General features: G+C 63.2%; 14 protein-coding genes. 6 read left to right on the forward strand and 8 right to left on the reverse strand.

Annotation, left to right across the window (positions count from 1 at the left end; translation table 11 throughout):
- Positions 1-18 precede the first annotated feature (18 nt).
- Positions 19-291 carry a hypothetical protein gene (locus AC1RLZ_RS24150; RefSeq protein ID WP_116663138.1) on the reverse strand — a complete coding sequence of 91 codons (273 nt, stop codon included), beginning with the start codon at positions 289-291 and terminating at the stop codon, positions 19-21.
- Between the two features lie 202 nt (positions 292-493).
- Here AC1RLZ_RS24150 and AC1RLZ_RS24155 point away from each other — a divergent pair, with 202 nt between their 5' ends.
- Positions 494-1,987, forward strand: a complete 1,494-nt coding sequence (locus tag AC1RLZ_RS24155; protein WP_493190668.1) for a sensor domain-containing diguanylate cyclase — start codon at positions 494-496, stop codon at positions 1,985-1,987.
- A 3-nt stretch (positions 1,988-1,990) separates the two neighbouring features.
- On the opposite strand, the gene AC1RLZ_RS24160 is transcribed toward AC1RLZ_RS24155, so the two are convergent.
- Positions 1,991-2,875 (reverse strand): UTP--glucose-1-phosphate uridylyltransferase, encoded by an 885-nt coding sequence (locus tag AC1RLZ_RS24160; protein ID WP_493190669.1) that lies wholly within the window; start codon positions 2,873-2,875, stop codon positions 1,991-1,993.
- Positions 2,876-3,133: 258 nt separating this feature from the next.
- On the opposite strand from AC1RLZ_RS24160, the gene AC1RLZ_RS24165 reads away from it, so the two are divergent.
- Positions 3,134-4,534, forward strand: coding sequence for a lytic murein transglycosylase (locus tag AC1RLZ_RS24165; protein ID WP_493190670.1), 1,401 nt, complete (start codon positions 3,134-3,136; stop codon positions 4,532-4,534).
- 228 nt (positions 4,535-4,762) lie between these two features.
- Positions 4,763-5,668 (forward strand): 4-hydroxy-tetrahydrodipicolinate synthase, encoded by a 906-nt coding sequence (dapA, locus tag AC1RLZ_RS24170; RefSeq protein ID WP_493190671.1) that lies wholly within the window; start codon positions 4,763-4,765, stop codon positions 5,666-5,668.
- 111 nt (positions 5,669-5,779) lie between these two features.
- Here dapA and AC1RLZ_RS24175 read toward each other — a convergent pair whose 3' ends face one another.
- Together AC1RLZ_RS24175 and AC1RLZ_RS24180 are read right to left on the reverse strand one after the other, a co-directional pair.
- Positions 5,780-6,667 carry a TauD/TfdA dioxygenase family protein gene (locus tag AC1RLZ_RS24175; protein ID WP_493190672.1) on the reverse strand — a complete coding sequence of 296 codons (888 nt, stop codon included), beginning with the start codon at positions 6,665-6,667 and terminating at the stop codon, positions 5,780-5,782.
- 118 nt (positions 6,668-6,785) lie between these two features.
- Positions 6,786-7,565: an SDR family NAD(P)-dependent oxidoreductase gene (locus tag AC1RLZ_RS24180; protein ID WP_493190673.1), complete on the reverse strand. Its 780-nt coding sequence runs from the start codon at positions 7,563-7,565 to the stop codon at positions 6,786-6,788.
- Between the two features lie 107 nt (positions 7,566-7,672).
- On the opposite strand from AC1RLZ_RS24180, the gene AC1RLZ_RS24185 reads away from it, so the two are divergent.
- Together AC1RLZ_RS24185 and AC1RLZ_RS24190 are read left to right on the forward strand one after the other, a co-directional pair.
- On the forward strand, positions 7,673-8,407 hold the full coding sequence (locus AC1RLZ_RS24185) for an SDR family NAD(P)-dependent oxidoreductase (RefSeq protein WP_493190674.1): 735 nt from the start codon (positions 7,673-7,675) through the stop codon (positions 8,405-8,407).
- 82 nt (positions 8,408-8,489) lie between these two features.
- Complete coding sequence (locus tag AC1RLZ_RS24190; protein ID WP_493190675.1) at positions 8,490-8,852, forward strand: CsbD family protein; 363 nt, start codon at positions 8,490-8,492, stop codon at positions 8,850-8,852.
- A gap of 140 nt (positions 8,853-8,992) precedes the next feature.
- On the opposite strand, the gene AC1RLZ_RS24195 is transcribed toward AC1RLZ_RS24190, so the two are convergent.
- From AC1RLZ_RS24195 to gltB, 4 genes are all read right to left on the reverse strand, one after another.
- A complete protein-coding gene (locus AC1RLZ_RS24195; RefSeq protein WP_493190676.1) occupies positions 8,993-10,696 on the reverse strand; it encodes an SGNH/GDSL hydrolase family protein in 1,704 nt (567 codons plus the stop codon).
- Positions 10,697-10,943: 247 nt separating this feature from the next.
- On the reverse strand, positions 10,944-11,324 hold the full coding sequence (locus AC1RLZ_RS24200) for a DUF930 domain-containing protein (protein ID WP_493190677.1): 381 nt from the start codon (positions 11,322-11,324) through the stop codon (positions 10,944-10,946).
- Between the two features lie 483 nt (positions 11,325-11,807).
- Positions 11,808-13,265: a glutamate synthase subunit beta gene (locus AC1RLZ_RS24205; protein WP_493190704.1), complete on the reverse strand. Its 1,458-nt coding sequence runs from the start codon at positions 13,263-13,265 to the stop codon at positions 11,808-11,810.
- Between the two features lie 129 nt (positions 13,266-13,394).
- Complete coding sequence (gene gltB / locus AC1RLZ_RS24210; RefSeq protein ID WP_493190678.1) at positions 13,395-18,152, reverse strand: glutamate synthase large subunit; 4,758 nt, start codon at positions 18,150-18,152, stop codon at positions 13,395-13,397.
- A gap of 576 nt (positions 18,153-18,728) precedes the next feature.
- On the opposite strand from gltB, the gene AC1RLZ_RS24215 reads away from it, so the two are divergent.
- Positions 18,729-19,574: a hypothetical protein gene (locus AC1RLZ_RS24215; protein ID WP_493190679.1), complete on the forward strand. Its 846-nt coding sequence runs from the start codon at positions 18,729-18,731 to the stop codon at positions 19,572-19,574.
- The last annotated feature ends 8 nt before the right edge of the window (positions 19,575-19,582 follow it).

Genomic DNA, 19,582 nt, shown 5'->3' on the forward strand with positions numbered 1-19,582 from the left:
GGAGCCGCGTCGCTCGTCTTAATTCCACTTCCGCATGAATTTGGCCGTCTTCCGGCGAAATTTCACACCTGAACCATCCGGCAATCGCGTGGCGATGAAGCCGGCTGCGATACAGGCCTCGCGTTGCGGCATGTGCTCGTCGGGGGCGCGTTCGGTTTCCCACCACGAGGCCCGGTGCGATGCGCGCGGCAGTGCATCGTCGATGATCTCCTCGATCGCATCCATAGTCAGCACGAATTCATCCTTGGTCTGGCTGGCCAGGTAGGCGCGGAGCAGGTCGTAGTCAGGCACGGAATTGTCCTCGGAATAATCTCGCAATCGTCTTACGCGCCCTCGCGATCCGGCGCTACAGGGCGGATTCGGTAAATGAGCACCGGGAGCGCCTCATCCGAGGATTTTCCGCAACCGTTCGTTAACGCCGTGGGGAACCCAAAGGCGGTACTTAAGCGCTCGGCAAGCATTCGCGTGCGATCCGTGGGGTACGGAGCACATGATGATGTCGGGGAATGCGAGCACGGGAATTCGACGCTGGCCGTTATCGGCCAAGCTGTTGATTCTGTCGTCGCTGGTCACGATCCTCGGTTTCTCGGCCGTTTGCGGCAGCGTGATGCTCGATATGCGCCGCGGCGAGGAAGCGCTGGCGCAGCAGACCGCCGAGAACCTCGCCACCTCAATCGATTCCGATATTGGCCGGACCGTCGAACAATATGATCTGTCGCTCCGTGCCGTCGTCTCCGGCGTCAACACGCCCGAGATCGGACAGCTCAGCAAGGAAATACGCCAGCTGATCCTGTTCGACAACGCGGCGTCGTCACGCCAGTTCGCTGCCATTCAGGTGTTCGATGCCCATGGCGATCTCACCATCGATGCGGCGTCGCTGGATCCGATCAAGCAGAACAGCGCCGAAGAAGAGTTCTTTCAGGTGCACAAGCTCGACGGCGAGCGCGGATTGTATATCAGCAAGCCGATGCTGCATCGGGGCGCCTATTCCGTCGTGCTGAGCCGACGCATCACCGACAGCGACGGCAATTTTGCGGGTGTCGCGGTGGGTGCGATCCGGTTCGCCTATTTTCACGAGCTGTTCGGCCGTCTCAAGCTGAACAAGGACGACAACATCACGGTGATCCGCCGCGACGGCGTCATCGTCATGCGCACGCCGTTCGATCTCGATGTGATCGGCAGGGATCTGAGCAAGAGCGCGGGCGTGATGCGTGTGCTGAAGCGCTCCAGCGGGTCGTATTCAGGCGTCGGTGTCGTCGACAAGATCGAGCGTCTTTATGTCTGGCGCGACAGCGGCCGGCCGCTGGTGGTGATCGTTGGCAGGCCGTGGTCCGGCATCTACAGCCTCTGGTATCAGCAGGCGATCAAGATCGGCGGCATCATGCTGGCGCTGATCGTCTTCATCACGGCAGTGACGCTGTTCCTGGCCCGCGAAATCGGGCGCCGTGCACGCGCCGAACACAAGCTCGAGGAACTGGCCACCACAGACGGTCTCACCGGGCTGCGCAACCGCCGCAAATTCGATACGGCGATGGAGCTGGAGTGGCGTCGTGCAATCCGGCATTCACGGCCGATGGCGCTGCTGCTGATCGACGCTGACCATTTCAAGGTTTTCAACGACAGCTTCGGCCATCAATCCGGAGACACGGCCCTGATCGCGATCGCCAACTGTATCGCCGCCTCGGCGAAGCGGGCAGGTGATTGCGCTGCGCGCTATGGCGGCGAGGAGTTCGCCGTGCTGCTGCCCGGTGCAACGGCGCAGGATGCCCATGAGGTTGCCGAGACCATTCGGCGGCGCGTCGAGCAGGTGCCGGCCGATCCTGCGATGCTCACGGTCAGCATTGGCGTCGCCAGCATGAAGCCGCTGGTGACGATGGAGTGGACGGGGCTGGTGGAGGCGGCCGACAAGGCGCTCTATGCGGCGAAGGCCGCGGGCCGCAACCAGTGCGTCATCGCATGCGATGCGCACCTGTCGATTGCGGCCTAGCGCTTATTTTCCGAGATAACGAAGCATTTCGGCGCGCAGGCCCTCGCGAAGATCGGGGCGCTGCAGGCCGAACGCGATATTGGCGCGCAGGAAGCCGGACTTCGAACCGCAATCGTGACGCTCGCCTTCGAATTCCACGCCGTAGAACGACTGGCTCTTGGCGAGGCCGATCATCGCATCGGTGAGCTGGATTTCGCCGCCCGCGCCCCGCTCCTGGGTCTCCAGGATTTTGAATATCTCCGGCTGCAGGATGTAGCGGCCAGTAATCGACAGGTTGGACGGAGCCGTGCCCTTTGGTGGCTTCTCGACCATGCCGTCGATGGCGAAAGCAGCTGTGAGGGTGGGGTGGCGCTCGCCGACGCCGCAGATGCCGTATTGATGTGTCATATCCATCGGGACTTCCTCGACGGCGACGAAGTTGGATTTGCCGCCGAGGGCATTGGCGATATCGACCATCTGCTTCAGGCAGCCCGGGGAATTCAGCACCAGCTCGTCCGGTAGCACCACGGCAAAGGGCTCATTGCCAACGATATCCCGGGCACACCAGACAGCATGGCCAAGCCCGAGCGGCGCCTGCTGGCGCGTGAAGCTCATGGCGCCGGCGGCTGGCTGTGACAGCGCCAGCTGTTCGATCTCGGCAGACTTGTTGCGGCTCTTCAGTGTCTCGTCGAGCTCGAACATGCGGTCGAAGTGATCTTCGATGACGCCCTTGTTGCGGCCGGTGACGAAAATGAAGTGTTCGATGCCAGCCTCGCGGGCTTCGTCGACCACATACTGGATCAACGGCCGATCGACGATGGTTAGCATCTCCTTCGGCATCGCCTTGGTGGCTGGAAGGACTCGGGTGCCGAGACCGGCGACCGGGAAGACAGCTTTGCGAATTTTCATCAGGAACTTTGCAATGACCTTGGAGGGGAACGATGCAGGCTAGCAAACGAAGATTGCGCTTGCTGGTTCCGTTTGCAACCGGGAACAAAGGCGGATGTGTGGTGTCGGGCTACGTGTCTGCAATTATCCTGTCGGGCCCGATGCCGCATTCGCCGGGGTGGCTGAAATTGGATAGTGTTAAGCGGATGGAAACCCCGACCGGGCCTCCTGTCATCGCACAGTCATGGCCGGATTCCGGCCGGCCTCTTGAGATGGATCATGATGAAATCTGCGACGAAGATGGCGCGTGGCCTGACATGCGGTGTAGCGGCTTTGGGCGTGGTTTTGCTCGCGGGCGGATGGCCCGATGCGGCGCGGGCGCAAGGCAAGAGCGGCCCTTTCAGCCTGTTCGACAACATCTTCACGGGATCGTCCCAGACCCAGGATCCGCCGCCGCAGGCGGCCGTGCCCGGAGCACAGGGTGTGCAGCCTTGGAGCGGCGAGGATGGCGCATCCGGCCATCCGCTGATGACCGCACAGGCGATCCGCGAAGCTGCCAATAACTTCGACAACTGTATTGCCGGACTGTGGCCTGATGCCGCACGCCGTGGCATCTCGCAGGACAGCTATCAGCGCTTCACGGCCGGGCTGACCCCGGATCTGCGAATCATGGATCTGATGGATTCGCAGCCGGAATTCACCAAGGCGATCTGGGACTATCTCGACATCCTGGTGAGCGACAACCGCATGGCCAAGGGCCGCGAGGTGCTGGCGAAGTACAAGACGATCTTCGATGCGGCCGAGAAGGCCTATGGCGTCGATCGCTACATCATTGCGTCGATCTGGGGCATTGAGTCCAACTACTCGACGATGATCGGCGATCGCAGCGTGCTGCGTTCGACAGCGACGCTGGCCTGTGTTGGTCGCCGTCAGGCCTATTTCAAGGACGAGTTTTTGGTCGCGCTGGAAATCCTGCATCGTGGCGATTTGAGGCCCGAACAAATGCGCGGTTCGTGGGCTGGCGCATTCGGTCCGACCCAGTTCATGCCGACCGCGTTCAAGCGCTTCGCGGTGGACGGTGACGGCGACGGCCGCCGCGACGTGGTCGACAATCCGACCGACCTGATTTTCTCGACCGCCAACAATCTGAAGAAGGATGGCTGGCAAAGCGGCCAGACCTGGGGCTACGAAGTCGTGGTTCCGCAGGGCTTCAACTACATGCTGGCCGACAAGGCCAAGGCGATGACGCTGCCGCAATGGGAGCATCTCGGCCTCAAGCGGGCCAACAACCAGCCATTTCCGAAGATGGCGGAGAAGGCCTATCTGCTCGCACCCGCCGGCGCGCAGGGGCCGGGCTTCCTGATGCTGACGAATTTTCGCGTCATCATGAAATACAATCCGGCTGAAGCCTACGCGATGGCCATCGGCCATTTCGCCGATCGGTTGCGCGGCGGTCCGCCCTTCGTGCAGCCATGGCCGCGTCAGGAGCGCGTGCTGTCCCGCGCCGAGCGGCTCGAGCTACAGCAGCTGCTGGCACAGCGCGGCTTCTACAAGGGCACACCGGACGGCCAGTTCGGCGGCCAGACCCGCGAAGCCTTGCGTAGTTTCCAGGCTTCCGTCGGCGCGCCCGCCGACGGGTTCGCTTCGTCGGAGATGTTGGACCGGCTGCGGGGCAGATAATTGATGGCGCGTGTTGGCTCGCGCTTGACAAGTGTAGTTCGAGAGGCGCACTTTGAGGTTATGAATAATCGCGCCGCTCGTCTCAATAGCAAACGTCGTGCCTCTTCGGGGGACGGGGATTTGTGCGCGATAGATTGATGTAGCTTCCGCATATTCACCATGACCCCGCCGGTTTCGACGGGGTTTTTTTATGCGTCTCCGTCGCCGGCCCAGACAGGAGACACGCTTATGCTTGCCGCTTCCGGACCGCCCAGCGGTCTATGGTTGCCTCTCGTCACGCCATTTCGCGATGGCGCTCTTGATGAGGCGTCGCTGCGCCGGCTGATCCGCCACTATGCTGACAAGCCGATCGACGGACTGATTCTCGGCGCAACTACCGGCGAGGGATTGACGATCGACGAAGACGAACTTGCGCAGCTTGTGACCGTGACGGCGCAGGCGTTGCATGAATTCGGCATGCGGTGCCCGCTTTATCTCGGCCTCTCCGGCAGCGACACGCGCCGGCTTGTCGCCGTGATGGCGCGGACCGCGAGCTGGTCGGTCGACGGCTACCTGATCGCCAGCCCATACTACTCGCGGCCGTCGCAGCGTGGCCTGTTGCAGCACTTTGGGGCACTGGCCGATAGCACCGCGCGACCGATCATGCTCTACAACATTCCCTACCGGACAGGCGTCAATCTCGACAATGAGACGATCCTGCGACTGGCTGAACGTCCCAACATTATTGGCGTCAAGGATTGTTCGGCGAATACGCTGCAGTCGGTAGAATTGCTGCATCGGCGGCCGCCCGGCTTCGCCGTGCTGACTGGTGAGGACTCACTATTCTATGGTGCTTTGATCCGCGGCAGTGACGGCGGCATTCTGGCCTCGGCGCATGTCCATACCCGGGACTTCGCCGCGCTGCGGTCAATCATCTTGTCCGGCGACGCATTGCGGGCCTCCATGCAATGGCGGGAGTTATCGGACATCGCGCGCCTGCTGTTTGCCGAACCGTCTCCCGCGCCATTGAAGCATTGGCTGTGGCGCTGTGGGTTGATCGACAGTCCGGAAGTTCGTTTGCCGATGACGGCGATCGACAGCGCCCTGGCAACGTTGATTGACCAGCGCATCGCTTGTTCGAAAGTGGAGGTGTAGCATCCGCCTCAAAGATATGGGGTGACCGCGCTACAAGGGTCAGCACTTGCGACCTGACGGCCAGAGGAAGCTCGGCTACGCGCTATAGCCGGGCTTCCTGGATAGCAGGCTCTACTCCGCGGCCTGCTGCGCCACGGTCGGCGCATTGCCGGCGACGGTGGCGCGGCGCATGTCGCGCGGCTGCGACTGGTCGTAGCGGCGGACGCGATGCATGGTCTGGCGATTGTCCCACATCACGAGATCATGCAGCGTCCATTTGTGGACATAGACGAATTGCGGCTGCGTGGCGTGCTCGTTGAGATCGCGCAACAGCACGCGGGCTTCCGGAACCGACATGCCCTGAATCGCGCCGGCATGGGATGACAGATACAGCGACTTGCGACCGTGCACCGGATGCGTGCGCACCAGTCGCTGCAGCACCGGCTTGAACATCTCCTTTTCTTCATCGGTGTAGTCGAGAAAGCCAAGGGCACCGCGCGAGGTCATCAGCGAATGTTCGCAGATCATGTCCTCGATCTCGGCTTTGGTATCATCGTCGAGCGCATCATAGGCAGCGCGCATGTCGGCGAATTCGGTATTGCCGCCCTTCGGGTTGACCACGCGCGCCGACAGCAGCGAGAATTTTGCAGGGATTGGCCGGAAAGAGCTGTCTGAATGCCATAGGCAGTTGCCGAGGTTGAACAGGTGCGCCCGGCTGTCTTTCGGCAGCGGTTTGCCGTCCTTGCCGAGATTGGACACGTCGGCGAGACCCGATGTCAGCCGGTAGTCTTCCTTCTTGGTGAGGGAGCCGCCTTTTCGATTCTCGCGCTCGCCGAAATTTTGCGCGAAAGCGAGCTGCTGTTCGTCGGTGATATCCTGCTTCGGGAATATCAGGACCGCGTAGTCATCCATGCCGCGCTCGATGGCTGCGGCGTCGTTGGGGCTGACCGGCTTGGTCAGATCCACGCCGGTCACTTCGCCGACGAACAAGGGGTGCAGTTTGCGGATCGTCACGGGCATTGCAAATTTCCTCCGTGTGGAATGGTTGACCCATTCGATTGCGGCGTTCGATCATTGCCGTGCCGCTTGAGAAAAATGCTACGCCCGAAAGCTGCGAAGTCAACCGGCGCAAATGCCGTTACGCATTGCGTGCCAGCAGCCCGCCATCGACAGGGATCACCGCGCCGGTGACGTAGGACGCCGCCGGCAGGCACAGGCTGAGCGTGACATGCGCGACCTCTTCGGGATCGCCATAGCGCCGCAGCGCGGTGCGGCGCTTGGCGAAGATCACCTTGTGCTCGTCGCTGATGCGCTCGGTGATCCCCGTCGTGATCGGTCCGGGACAGATGCAGTTCACCGTGATGCCGTCACGGCCGAGCTCCACCGCGAGCGAGCGCGTAAGTCCGGTGACGCCGGCTTTCGCTGCGGAATACGGACTGTGCAATGCGGTCGCCCCCAGCGCTTCGGTCGAGGCAATATTCACGATCCGCGGCGAGGGTGATTTACGCAGGTGCGGCAGCGCGGCGCGGATGATGCGTTGATGCGAGGTCAGCATTACGGCGATAGCGCGATCCCACGCGTCGTCGTAGCCGTCCTGGTCGATCCCAGTGTTCACCGAGATGCCGGCATTGTTGACGATGATGTCGAGGCCGCCGAAATGCCCGGCGACGGCGTTGACTACCGTGCGGATGCGATCGGCATCGGCGACGTCGAGCGTCCAGGCGCGTGCGCTGCCGCCGCCTGATGTGATCGCGCTCGCGACTGCTGCAATCCCGTCCGCCGAAATATCGGTGACGGCGACATTGGCGCCTTCGTCGCCGAACACGCGCGCCGTCGCGCGACCCATGCCGCTTGCGGCGCCGGTGACGAGTACCGTGAGGCCGCGCACCGAGCGGCTGAGCTGTTTGAAATCCGACAAGGCTTCCTCCGAATTGTGCGCCTTCATGATGAGGCTTGATTGAAGGCTTGCACTGATCGCCGGCGCGGTCAAACATGCGCTGATAAAATCAAGAAGGACAATCAGGGATGAACGAACTCGATTTCAGCGGACAGCAGGTGCTGATCGTCGGCGGATCCAGCGGCATCGGCAACGGCATGGCGCAGGCGTTTCGTGCGCGCGGTGCACGCGTGCATGTGTGCGGTACGCGCGCGAAGGCCAGCGACTATTCCATCGATGAGGGCTCCGATCTCGACGGGCTCGGCTACAGCCAGCTGGATGTCAGCAGTGCATCGGCGATCGAGGCGTTCGATCCGAAACTCGACCGGGTCGATGTGCTGATCCTCGCGCAGGGTGCGGTGATCTATCGCCGCGGCGAATTCGAAATGGACGGCTTTCGCAAGGTGATGGAAGTCAACCTGATGAGCCTGATGGGCTGCGCGACGAAGTTTCATGCGCAGCTGAAAGCAAGCAACGGGCGCCTGATCATCGTCAGCTCGACCGCGGCCTATCACGCTACCAAGGGCAATCCATCCTACAATGCGTCGAAGACCGGTGCGGTTGGCCTCACGCGTACATTGGCGCAGGCATGGTCGGAAGACGGCATTCGCGTCAACGGTATCGCGCCGGGGCTCGTTGACACCAAGATGACAAGGGTCACGACCGCCAATCCGAAGCGGCTGGAAGGCGCGATTGCGCGGATCCCGCTACAGCGTCTCGGCACGCCTGCCGATATGGCTGGCGCCGCATTGTTCCTGGCGTCGCCGCTGTCATCCTATGTTTGCGGTCACACGCTGGTCGTCGATGGCGGTTTGATTCTTTAAAATCATCGCATCCGTATCCTGACGGAACCAGTACTGGCTTCAGGCATTACACCGGCGAGAATTTCCTCACGGAGTAATGGACATGGACAAGGACCGTATTGCGGGCGCAACCAAGGATGCAGCCGGCAAGGTTGAAGGTGCGATCGGCCGAGCCACGGGCGACGAGCGGACTGAAGCCTCGGGCCGCGCGCGCGAAGCGGCGGGCACCGTGCAGAACCTGTACGGTCAGGCGAAGGACGCCGTGCGCGATGCATCGGAAGCCGCCACCAGCTACGCCAAGGATGCGCTCGATAGCGACGTCTATCGCGACGGCACGCAGGCGATCTCCGACAAGGTCCGCGACAATCCGCTGGGCTCGCTGCTGATCGCAGGCGGTATCGGCTTTGCGCTGGCGATGCTGATGACGCGTCCACCGCGTCGTCGTCCGAACCGTTTCGGCTATTGATTGCGTATCGCGGCTGAGTAACAGGCGCCGCAGAAGCATCAGCAGCCGTGTTCGAGAAAACGTTCTTGAAAATATCAAAGAGCAAAATCCCTCATCCTGAAAAGGCTGAGGGATTTTTTTATCGCTGGGTTTTCGCGCGGTTAGCGCGTGAAGAAACCGGAGGGGGCGGAGGCGGCGGGGCCGACATTGACCGGCGGGCGCGGACCGGGTGCCTGGGCCGGGCGGGGGCGCTGCGGCGCCAACTGGACGGGCGCGCGGCGCGGCTCGTCGAACCCGAAGAAGCTACCGAAGGATGACGGAGTTTCGGTGGCGATGACGGGCTTCGGCTTTTTCTTCGGCGCGGTCGGCGGCGCCGTGACGGGAACAACGCCATCCGGTCCGGTCGCCGCAGCAGTTGTGCCGCTGGTGCCTGATGTGGCCGGGGTAACCGCGGCCACGGGCACATCGCCCTTGGCCTGTTCGCGGCCGATCTCGCGGCGCGGCCAGGCGAAGTCATCGGCGCGGCCGGCGGGTGCGGCGAGCGGCTCGCCCTTCACCAGCACGCGTGCCACCAGCGCATCGACACTCACCGGTTTGACGCCGGGGCCGCCGAGCAGCTGATCGGTGCCGACGGAGGAGGCGACGAGCGGCACGATGGGCCCGGCCAGCGGACGCGGCGGCGGCGCGCCGGGCACGGCATTGAGGTCGGGCGTCGCAGGCTCGCTCGGCAGCGCGATCGGCGCGGAGCGGCCGGAGAGCAAGCGGGTAATCTCGCGCTCGACGTAATGCGCCATCTTGCGGGCGCCGGCCTTGGTGAAATAGACGCCGTCGGCCGAGCGCAGTCGGCGGATCTGGCCTTCGAAATCCGGGCCCTGCTGCAGGAAGCGGCCGGCTTCATCGACGAAGCCGTCCCAGATATCGACATAGGTGATGCCAGCCTTGGTCGCGGCGTCGCGATACAGGTTGTCGAGATAGAGCATGTCGGAGGTCGCCTTGGTGCCGCGCACCGCCGGCAGGCCGACCCACAGTACTGGCACGCCCTTCGCCTTCACGACATTGATCATCTCCTCGATCTTCTTCGAGTAGAGCTCGCCCCAGCGCTCGTCGCGGAAATCGACCATGCCGCCGGTGCGTGCGCCGCGTTCGGTGACGATCGAGCCGGGATCGGGAATGTCCGCATCGTCAGCTTCCGGTTCCGCCGGCTTGTCGCCGGGCTTCACTTCGGCGGCGCTGTCTTTCTTTTCGTCCTTCTTGGCGCTCTTCTTCTCGACGGCCTTGTCGGGCTCGCGGATCGCGACACGGTCATTGAGGCCGAGCATGACGACGATGGCATCGGGCTTCTCGGTGGCGAGAATGCCCTTGGCCGCCGCTGCCCAATCCGCAGGATCGCCCTTCGGTTGATAGCGCAGCAGGCCGGAGACGGTCTTGTGCTTGCGGATCACGCCCATATCGGGCTGTTCGGCATAGGCGTCCTCGAGGCCGTAAGCGAGCCAGTCGGCCATGCTGTCGCCGAGCACCAGCACGTTGCGCTCGGCCGGGGCATCGCGTTTTTCCGGCGACGGTGCGCGCGAATAGTCCTCGCGTGGAGCGGCCCGCTTCGGCGCCTGTTGTTGCTGGAACGGCGCGAAAAACGGACTGTCATTGCCGCCGCCGAACCAGCCGAAGCCGCCACCGCCGCCTTGCGGCACATTGCGCTGCGGACGCGGCGGCGGTTGCTGCGGACCGCCGAAACCGAAAAATTGCGCCGACGCGGGAGCCACGATGCCGATCAGCAGGCCCAATGCCACGGCGAGCACCATCAGCGTGCCCTTTTCGGCACGCCAGTGGTCGATCCGCCATCTCGGCATATTGGGCTTCTGTGACATGCGCCTCGACCGCAATCGCAGGGTCCGCAGACCCGGGTTCCCCAAGGAACCTATTCAACGGACATACTACCGGATTCGGGCCGCAAGCGGGCAGCCGCGATTCCGCCATCAAGCGCCGCCCGGCGTTAACGTCAAGCAAATCCCGGAACTTTCATAGCGTTTTCGAGCGAAGTGGCTTCCGGTTCGCGTGAAGAAAAACGCGTCCCACCAAAAAGATAGAGGCAGGGTGAACGCCGGACGGCCTGGATTACTTCCAGAGCCCTAAAGACTGCCATTTCGCCGGCGGAATCGCCGTGCCCGTCTTGTAGGTGAAATCCAGCACCGTCTTGTGGTCCGGCGTCGCCTTGCAGGTGAAGGCGACCTGCATCCATTTGCCGCCTGCGCGATAGGCGCCGCCCTTGGCGATCAGCGTATTGCCGAGATGCTGGGGCGGTATCAGCGCGTCGGATTTGGCGCGCTCGACGCGCGGGCCGCCCTTGCTGATCCGGCGCATGGCCTCGAAGTCGCAGACCTGTTCCAGCCGGGTCTTGGGATCGAGCTTGCCGAGGGCCGCCATGAAGCGGGCATCGCTGGCATGGGCCTGTGGGACGAACGCCACGAGGCCGAGCGGAAGAAGCAGGAATTTCATGCGGGGAGAGACAACACGTTTGGAAGGACGAACCGGCGAGACGACATCCGCTTAGCGTGTCCGGAGGTTGCTGGCTACCCACCCTGAGATGCGCCGCGCGTCCGGTCGCGCTGTGCGAGTCTTTGTATTGTTTTGGATGACGTCATGTTCCGGATGATGCGCGCACGCGTCGTCTGTCCCGCGCCCCGGCGAACTGAATGCCATTCATGCTTTTGGGGAGGGAAATGGCCGTACTCAGTCCGCATTTCTGGCACTGTTGACCGCAGAGGCTGGTCATGACTTCGACCATGAGAAGCTTGACCCGGACGAATGGCTCGAGGCTATGATTGCGAGCTTCGATGGCGACGAGAAGCCACTTGCTTCGGCGATCGAGCGTCTGTTGACCAATTGAAGTTCGAGCCGCCGGGCCAGAGGCTGACGACAAGAAAAAGGGCTCCGACACATAAGTGCGGAGCCCTTCAAACTGTGGCGATGTTGATGCCCTTACCTCGGCAGCGTCGTGCTTCCCATCAGCGCCTGATCGATGGCGCGGGCGCACAGGCGACCTTCACGGATCGCCCAGACCACCAGTGACTGGCCGCGGCGCATGTCGCCGGCGGAGAATACCTTCGGCAGCGAGGTCGCGAAGTCGGTCGTCGCGGCGCGAACGTTACCGCGCTGGTCGAGGTCGACGCCGAGGGTCTTCAGCATGCCTTCATGGACGGGATGGACGAAGCCCATCGCCAGCAGCACGAGGTCGGCCTGCAGCGAAAATTCCGAGCCGGGGATCGGCTTGAACTTGTCGTCGACCTGCACGCAGTTCAGCTTAGTGACCTTGCCGTCCACGCCTTCGAAGCTTTGCGTCAGCACGGCGAATTCGCGCTTGGCGCCTTCGGCCTGGCTCGATGAGGTCCGCATCTTCAGCGGCCAGTTCGGCCAGGTCAGGCCCTTGTTCTCATGCTCCGGCGGAGCCGGCATGATTTCGAGCTGGGTCACGGACAGCGCGCCCTGACGCAGCGAGGTGCCGATGCAGTCGGAGCCGGTGTCGCCGCCGCCGATGACGACGACATGCTTGCCGCCGGCGAGAATCTCTTTCACGTCGCCGAGCGGCTCGTTGGCGACGCGGCGGTTCTGCTGCGGCAGGAAATCCATCGCGAAATGGATGCCGTCGAATTCGCGGCCGGGGATCGGCAGGTCGCGGCCATGCTCGGCACCGCCGGTCAGCGCGATCGCCTCATATTCCTTGAGCAGTTCGGCGGGATCGATGGCGCCGGGCGACGTACCGCCAACAGCCTTGCCGTAATGGAAGGTGACGCCTTCACCTTCCATCTGCGCGACGCGCCGATCGATGATGTGCTTTTCCATCTTGAAGTCGGGAATGCCGTAACGCATCAAGCCGCCGGCCTTGGCGAACTTCTCATAGACATGGACGTCGTGTCCGGCACGGGCGAGCTGCTGCGCGCAGGCCATGCCGGCGGGACCTGAGCCGATCACGGCGACCTTGCGGCCGGTCTTCACGGCGGAGACCTGCGGCTTCAGCCAGCCATTGTCCCATGCCTTGTCGACGATGGCGCATTCGATGGTCTTGATGGTGACCGGGTTGTCATCGATGTTCAGCGTGCACGACGCTTCGCACGGTGCCGGGCAGATGCGGCCGGTGAATTCCGGGAAGTTGTTGGTCGAGTGCAGGTTGCGCGAGGCTTCTTCCCAGTTGCCGGTATAGACGAGGTCGTTCCAGTCCGGGATCTGGTTGTTGACCGGGCAGCCGGGCGTGCCGGGCTGAACCGAGCCGGTGCCGTGGCAATAGGGAATGCCGCAATTCATGCAGCGCGCGGCCTGATCGCGGGTGTCTTTCTCGCTGAGCGGAATGACGAACTCGCTATAGCCCTTCAGGCGCTCGGCAACCGGCGCATATTTGCGGTCGTGACGATCGATTTCCAGAAAACCCGTGATCTTGCCCATTACAACTGACGCCTCTGCAGTCTGTCCCACCATCATCCCGAGCGTTACGCATTGGCGCGCCTCGAAGGATGATTTGCTTGTTTCGATCTCCATCCCCGCCGCCCTTTGGGCGGCGGTTCAGTCCGTGTCCTAGGCGCCGATCGCGATCTGCGGTTCGGCCTCGGCGCCTTTCGCTTTCAACTCGCGCAGCGCACGGCGGTACTCGACCGGCATCACCTTGCGGAATTTCGGCAACCAGGTTTTCCAGTCCGCGAGGATCATTGCGGCCTTGGCCGAGCCGGCATATTTCGCGTGACGCGTGATCAGCACATGCAGGCGCTCGATATCGGAGTCGAGCAGGTTGGCGAACACGTCGACCTTGCCATGGGCTTCGAGATCGCCGGAGTGGTGATAGGTATTCTCGGCAATCATCTCTTCCGAGAGGACGGGCTCGAGCTCGACCATCGCCATGTTGCACAGCTTGGGGAAGTCGCCGGTTTCGTCGAGCACGTAAGCCACGCCGCCGGACATGCCGGCCGCGAAGTTACGGCCGGTCTTGCCCAGCACCACGACGATGCCGCCGGTCATGTATTCGCAGCAGTGATCGCCGGCGCCTTCGACGACGGCCACCGCACCGGAGTTACGCACGGCGAAGCGTTCGCCGGCGACGCCGCGGAAGTAGCATTCGCCCTCGATCGCGCCATACATCACGGTGTTGCCGACGATGATCGACTCTTCCGGAACGATGGCGGAATGAGCCGGCGGACGCACGATGATCTTGCCGCCCGAGAGGCCCTTGCCGACATAGTCGTTGCCTTCGCCTTCGAGATCGAAAGTGATGCCCTTGCACAGCCAGGCGCCGAAGGCCTGACCGGCGGTACCCTTCAGCGACACCTTGATGGTGTCGTCCGGCAGGCCGGCATGGCCGTAGATCTTGGCCACCGAGCCCGCCAGCATGGCGCCGGCCGAACGGTTGGTGCTGTTGATCTTGATGTCGATCTTCACCGGCGCGCCGCGGTCGAGCGCGGGCTGCGCCTGCTTGATCAATTCGCGATCGAGCACGGCTTCCAGGTGATGGTCCTGATCCTCGGTGTGATAGATCTTCTGGCCGGGCAGTTCGGGCTGGCGCACGAACAGCTTGGAGAAGTCGAGACCCTTGGCCTTCCAGTGCGACACGAGGGCCGACTGGTCGAGCATCTGCACCTGGCCGACCATCTCGTCGAAGGTGCGATAGCCGAGCTGCGCCATGATCTCGCGAACTTCCTCGGCGACGAAGAAGAAGTAGTTGATCACGTGCTCGGGCTGGCCGGTGAAGCGCTTGCGCAGGACGGGATCCTGGGTGGCGACGCCGACCGGGCAGGTGTTGAGATGGCACTTGCGCATCATGATGCAGCCAGCAGCAATCAAGGGCGCGGTGGCGAAGCCGAACTCATCGGCCCCCAGCAGCGCACCGATGACCACGTCACGGCCGGTGCGGAAGCCGCCGTCGACCTGGACAATGATGCGGCTACGCAGCCGTTCGCGCACCAGGGTCTGATGGGTTTCGGCGAGGCCGATTTCCCACGGCGAACCCGCATGCTTGATCGAGGTCAGCGGCGAAGCGCCGGTGCCGCCTTCGAAGCCGGCGATGGTGACATGATCCGCGCGCGCCTTGGCGACGCCCGCGGCGACCGTGCCGACGCCGATTTCCGACACCAGCTTGACCGAGACCTGACCCGTCGGATTGACGTTCTTGAGGTCGTAGATCAGCTGCGCGATGTCTTCGATCGAATAGATGTCGTGATGCGGCGGCGGCGAGATCAGGCCGACGCCCGGCGTCGAGTGGCGCACGGCGGCAATCGTCGCGTCGACCTTGTGGCCGGGCAACTGACCGCCTTCGCCGGGCTTTGCGCCCTGCGCCATCTTGATCTGCATCATGTCGGAATTGACGAGATATTCCGTGGTGACGCCGAACCGTCCCGACGCGACCTGCTTGATCGCGGAGCGCATGCTGTCGCCATTCGGCATCGGCTTGTAGCGATCCGACTCCTCGCCGCCTTCGCCTGTGTTCGACTTGCCGCCGATCCGGTTCATGGCGATGGCCAGCGTGGTATGCGCCTCGCGCGAGATCGAACCGTAGGACATGGCGCCGGTCGCAAAGCGCTTGACGATGTCCGCGGCGGATTCGACTTCCTCGAGCGGCACAGGCTTGCGCTTCTCGTCCTCGGCACTCTTGATCTTGAACAACCCGCGCAGTGTCAGCAGACGCTCGGACTGTTCGTTGAGGATCTTGGCGAAGGCCCTGTAGCGATCCTGCGAATTGCCGCGCACGGCATGCTGCAGCAGCGATACCGACTCGGCGTTCCAGGCATGGTCTTCACCACGGCTGCGATAGGCGTATTCGCCGCCGACATCGAGGGCGGTCTTGTAGATCTGGATCTCGCCGAACGCCTCGTTGTGGCGACGCACGGTCTCCTCGGCGATTTCGGCGAGGCCGACGCCTTCGATCTTGGTGTGGGTGCCCGTAAAGTACTTGGTGACGAATTCCTGACGCAGGCCGACGGCGTCGAAGATCTGCGCGCCGCAATAGGACTGGTAGGTCGAGATGCCCATCTTCGACATGACCTTGAGCAGGCCCTTGCCGATCGACTTGATGAAGCGCTTGACGATTTCATAGTCGTCGAGCTGCACCGGCAGCCGGTCCTTCATGGCGATGATGGATTCGAAGGCCAGATACGGGTTGATCGCTTCCGCGCCATAGCCGGCGAGGCAGGCGAAGTGATGCACTTCGCGCGGTTCGCCGGATTCGACGACGAGGCCCACCGAGGTGCGCAAACCCGTGCGGATCAGGTGGTGATGCACCGAGGCGCAGGCCAGCAGCGACGGGATCGGAATGCGATCCGAGCCGGCCATGCGGTCCGACAGGATGATGATGTTGACGCCTTCGCGCACGGCAGCTTCCGCGCGGGCGCAGAGTTCGTCCAGCACCTGCTCCATGCCCGCCGCGCCGAAACCGGCATGGAAGGTGGTGTCGAGGGTGCGCGAAACGAAGTGCGACTCGGCGACATCCGTGATCGAGCGGATCTTTTCGAGATCCTGGTCGGTCAGGATCGGCTGACGCACTTCAAGGCGCTTGGTGGTGGCGACGCCCTGCAGGTCGAACAGGTTCGGCCGCGGTCCGATGATCGAGACGAGGCTCATGACGAGCTCTTCGCGGATCGGATCGATCGGCGGGTTGGTCACCTGCGCGAAGTTCTGCTTGAAATATGTGAACAGCGGCTTCGGCTTGCTCGACAGCGCCGAGATCGGCGTGTCGGTGCCCATGGAGCCCGACGCTTCCTCGCCCTGCGACGCCATCGGCGTCAGCAGGATGGTGACGTCTTCCTGGGTGTAGCCGAAGGCCTGCTGGCGATCGAGCAGCGGCAGGTTGGAGCGCTGGCCCTTGGCCGGCGCGTCCGGCAGCTCTTCCAGAACGATCTGGGTGTGTTCGAGCCACTCGCTGTACGGATGGCTTGCGGCCAGCGTCGCCTTGATCTCGTCATCGGGAATCAGACGGCCCTGGACGAGATCGACCAGCAGCATCTTGCCGGGCTGCAGGCGCCACTTGGTGACGATATCTTCTTCCGGAATTGCCAGCACGCCCATTTCGGACGCCATCACGATGCGGTCGTCCTTGGTGACGAGATAACGTGCGGGGCGCAGACCGTTACGGTCCAGCGTCGCGCCGATCTGGCGACCGTCGGTGAAGGCGAGCGCGGCAGGACCGTCCCACGGTTCCATCATCGCGGCGTGATATTCGTAGAAGGCGCGGCGCTGCTCATCCATCAAGGGATTGCCGGCCCAGGCTTCCGGAATCATCATCATCACGGCGTGAGGCAGCGAGTAGCCGCCCTGCACCAGGAATTCGAGCGCGTTATCGAAGCAGGCGGTGTCGGACTGGCCTTCATAGGAGATCGGCCACAGACGGCTGATGTCCTTGCCATACAGCTCGGACTCGATGGAGGCCTGACGCGCCGCCATCCAGTTGACGTTGCCGCGCAGCGTGTTGATTTCGCCGTTATGCGCGACCATGCGGTAGGGATGCGCCAGCGACCAGGTTGGGAACGTGTTGGTCGAGAAGCGCTGATGCACCAGCGCCAGCGCGCTTTCGAAGTCCTCTTCGTGCAGATCGGCATAGTAGCTGCCGAGCTGGTCGGCGAGGAACATGCCCTTGTAGATGATCGTGCGGCACGACATAGAGCACGGGTAATAGCCCGCGAGGCCGCGCTCGCGGCGCTGATAGATCGCCTGCGAGATCGACTTGCGGAGGATGTAGAGACGGCGCTCGAACTCGTCCTCGTCGGCGATCTTGGCTTTGCCGATGCCGATGAAGACCTGCATGTTGGCGGGCTCGGTTGGCTTCACGCTCTCGCCGAGCGACGAATTGTCCGTCGGCACGTCGCGCCAGCCGAGCAGCTTCAGGCCTTCGGCCTTGATCTGATCACCGATGATGCCCTGAATAACTTTCCGCCACGCGGTATCACGCGGCATGAACAGCGCGCCGATGGCGTATTGGCCCGGCGCGGGCAGGCTGAAGCCGAGTTCCGATGCCTTGCGCGTGAAGAACTTGTGCGGGATCTGCACCAGAATACCGGCGCCGTCGCCAAAACGCGGATCCGCGCCGGTCGCACCCCGGTGTTCGAGGTTGCAGAGGATGTTGATCGCGTCAGACACGATCTGATGCGACTTGTGACCCTTGATGTTGGCGATGAAGCCGACGCCGCAGGCATCCTTCTCCTGCGACGGGTCATAGAGGCCCAGCGCCGGCGGACGGTAGGTATGGAGTTCCGGTTTGATGGCGGTGTCTTTCACGTGAGCCGATTTGATAGCCGGGGCCGCCGAATGCGTGCCGGTTTCGATCAATTGGCGCTCGTGCTCTGATCCGCTCATCTTCGTCCTCTCAACCCCAACCGGGGTTCTGCCACCCTCGTCGGCGCACTTTTGGCGCAAGCGGAACCCTAAGGGTCACCGCTCGCGCATAGCGCGCCTCGATTTCAGAATTCAGACTGGTGGTGCCCGTCGTCCCCGGCGGCCGCCCCATGTCTTGCCTATAAGGATCCTGCCTTATTCGGCTCGCGTCGTAGCAGGCGTGTTTTTGGTCGCGACGCCTGCTTATGTTGCAAACCCTGTGCCGGATTTGCCACCAAAAATTGCGACAGTGATGCTGTCCTAACCAAGACTTTGCCAAATTTTTATCTAGCACACAAGCGCGTGTGAGTCCGTCGTCGCATGGCAACAACGCATGCCAAATCGTCCATGCCGCGAAGACACATTCAGGCGGGTGGTGCCGTGATCCGGCCCAAGGCCGGCCAAAGGCTGGCCCAAGGGCTGCCGGATTCAGCGGTGAGGTTGCGCATTGTCCGTTAACGCTTGTGGCGGCGCTGGTTGCTGTGGCGGGACGGACGAGAGCGTGAGGTTCAGGGTGCTGAACACACTCCGGGCGCGGGGGCGTCGAAGGAGCATGCAATGAAGGTACTTGTGGGATGTCTGGCCTCGGCCGGGCTGTTGCTGGCGAGTGGCGCTGCACAGGCACAGGCACTGCCGCCGATGCGCGGCGACGTTGCCGCCGTGGCGCGCGTATCGGATGTCGGCGGTCCCTATGCGGCCATGCCGCCGGTGGAATATGCGGAGCCGCGGCCCTATGGCGTCTTGCGCCGCGGCTATGATCTGGCGGTGCTGCCGCTGCGGGAGGTCTATTCGATCCTGCGCGAAGCCGGCTTCTCCGCTCTCGGCATGCCCCAGCAGCGCGGCCTCATCTACACAGTGTCGGCCATCGACCTCGACGGCGAGGATGGCCGGCTGGTGATCGATGCGCGGAGTGGACGCATCCTGCGCTTCATCCCGGCCTATCGCATGGGCGACCGGATGAGCGAGGAAATCGACACACGTTACGGCCCGCAGGGCGCAGTACCGACCCTGCCGCAATATCGCCGTCCGCCGTTCACGGCCGGGACGGCAACACCCGCGCCGAAAGTTGCCAGCCGTGCAACGAGCGTGCCGCTGCCGAAGCGGCCGCCGGTGCGCGCGGTCGCGGCGCCGGCGAAGCCTGTGGCTCCGGCCGAAACCAGGCCCGTCGCCGTCAAGCCACCCGAAACGCCGCCGGCCGCAGCACCGGTGCAGCAGTCGGCCGTGACGGAGCAGAAGCCGGCCGAGACGAAACCGCCGGAAACGTCCGGCACCGCACCGGCAACACCGGCTGCGCCCGAGAAGAAGGACACTGCCGCACCGACGGTCGCTCCGCCGGCAATAGAAGCAAAGCCCGCGACGCCGCCTGCTGCAGAAACGCCGCCGCCTGCCCAGGGGCTGGAATAGTCGGCGAT

It is taken from the genome of Tardiphaga sp. GW822-FHT04G09 (assembly GCF_058800725.1).

What these genes read in the sequence shown, in the direction of transcription:
- AC1RLZ_RS24155 (WP_493190668.1), top strand. Translation starts at nt 494, where the DNA reads ATGATGTCGGGGAATGCGAGCACGGGAATTCGACGCTGGCCGTTATCG.
- AC1RLZ_RS24160 (WP_493190669.1), bottom strand. Translation starts at nt 2,875, where the DNA reads ATGAAAATTCGCAAAGCTGTCTTCCCGGTCGCCGGTCTCGGCACCCGA.
- AC1RLZ_RS24165 (WP_493190670.1), top strand. Translation starts at nt 3,134, where the DNA reads ATGATGAAATCTGCGACGAAGATGGCGCGTGGCCTGACATGCGGTGTA.
- dapA (WP_493190671.1), top strand. Translation starts at nt 4,763, where the DNA reads ATGCTTGCCGCTTCCGGACCGCCCAGCGGTCTATGGTTGCCTCTCGTC.
- AC1RLZ_RS24175 (WP_493190672.1), bottom strand. Translation starts at nt 6,667, where the DNA reads ATGCCCGTGACGATCCGCAAACTGCACCCCTTGTTCGTCGGCGAAGTG.
- AC1RLZ_RS24185 (WP_493190674.1), top strand. Translation starts at nt 7,673, where the DNA reads ATGAACGAACTCGATTTCAGCGGACAGCAGGTGCTGATCGTCGGCGGA.
- AC1RLZ_RS24190 (WP_493190675.1), top strand. Translation starts at nt 8,490, where the DNA reads ATGGACAAGGACCGTATTGCGGGCGCAACCAAGGATGCAGCCGGCAAG.
- AC1RLZ_RS24195 (WP_493190676.1), bottom strand. Translation starts at nt 10,696, where the DNA reads ATGTCACAGAAGCCCAATATGCCGAGATGGCGGATCGACCACTGGCGT.
- AC1RLZ_RS24200 (WP_493190677.1), bottom strand. Translation starts at nt 11,324, where the DNA reads ATGAAATTCCTGCTTCTTCCGCTCGGCCTCGTGGCGTTCGTCCCACAG.
- AC1RLZ_RS24205 (WP_493190704.1), bottom strand. Translation starts at nt 13,265, where the DNA reads ATGGGCAAGATCACGGGTTTTCTGGAAATCGATCGTCACGACCGCAAA.
- gltB (WP_493190678.1), bottom strand. Translation starts at nt 18,152, where the DNA reads ATGAGCGGATCAGAGCACGAGCGCCAATTGATCGAAACCGGCACGCAT.
- AC1RLZ_RS24215 (WP_493190679.1), top strand. Translation starts at nt 18,729, where the DNA reads ATGAAGGTACTTGTGGGATGTCTGGCCTCGGCCGGGCTGTTGCTGGCG.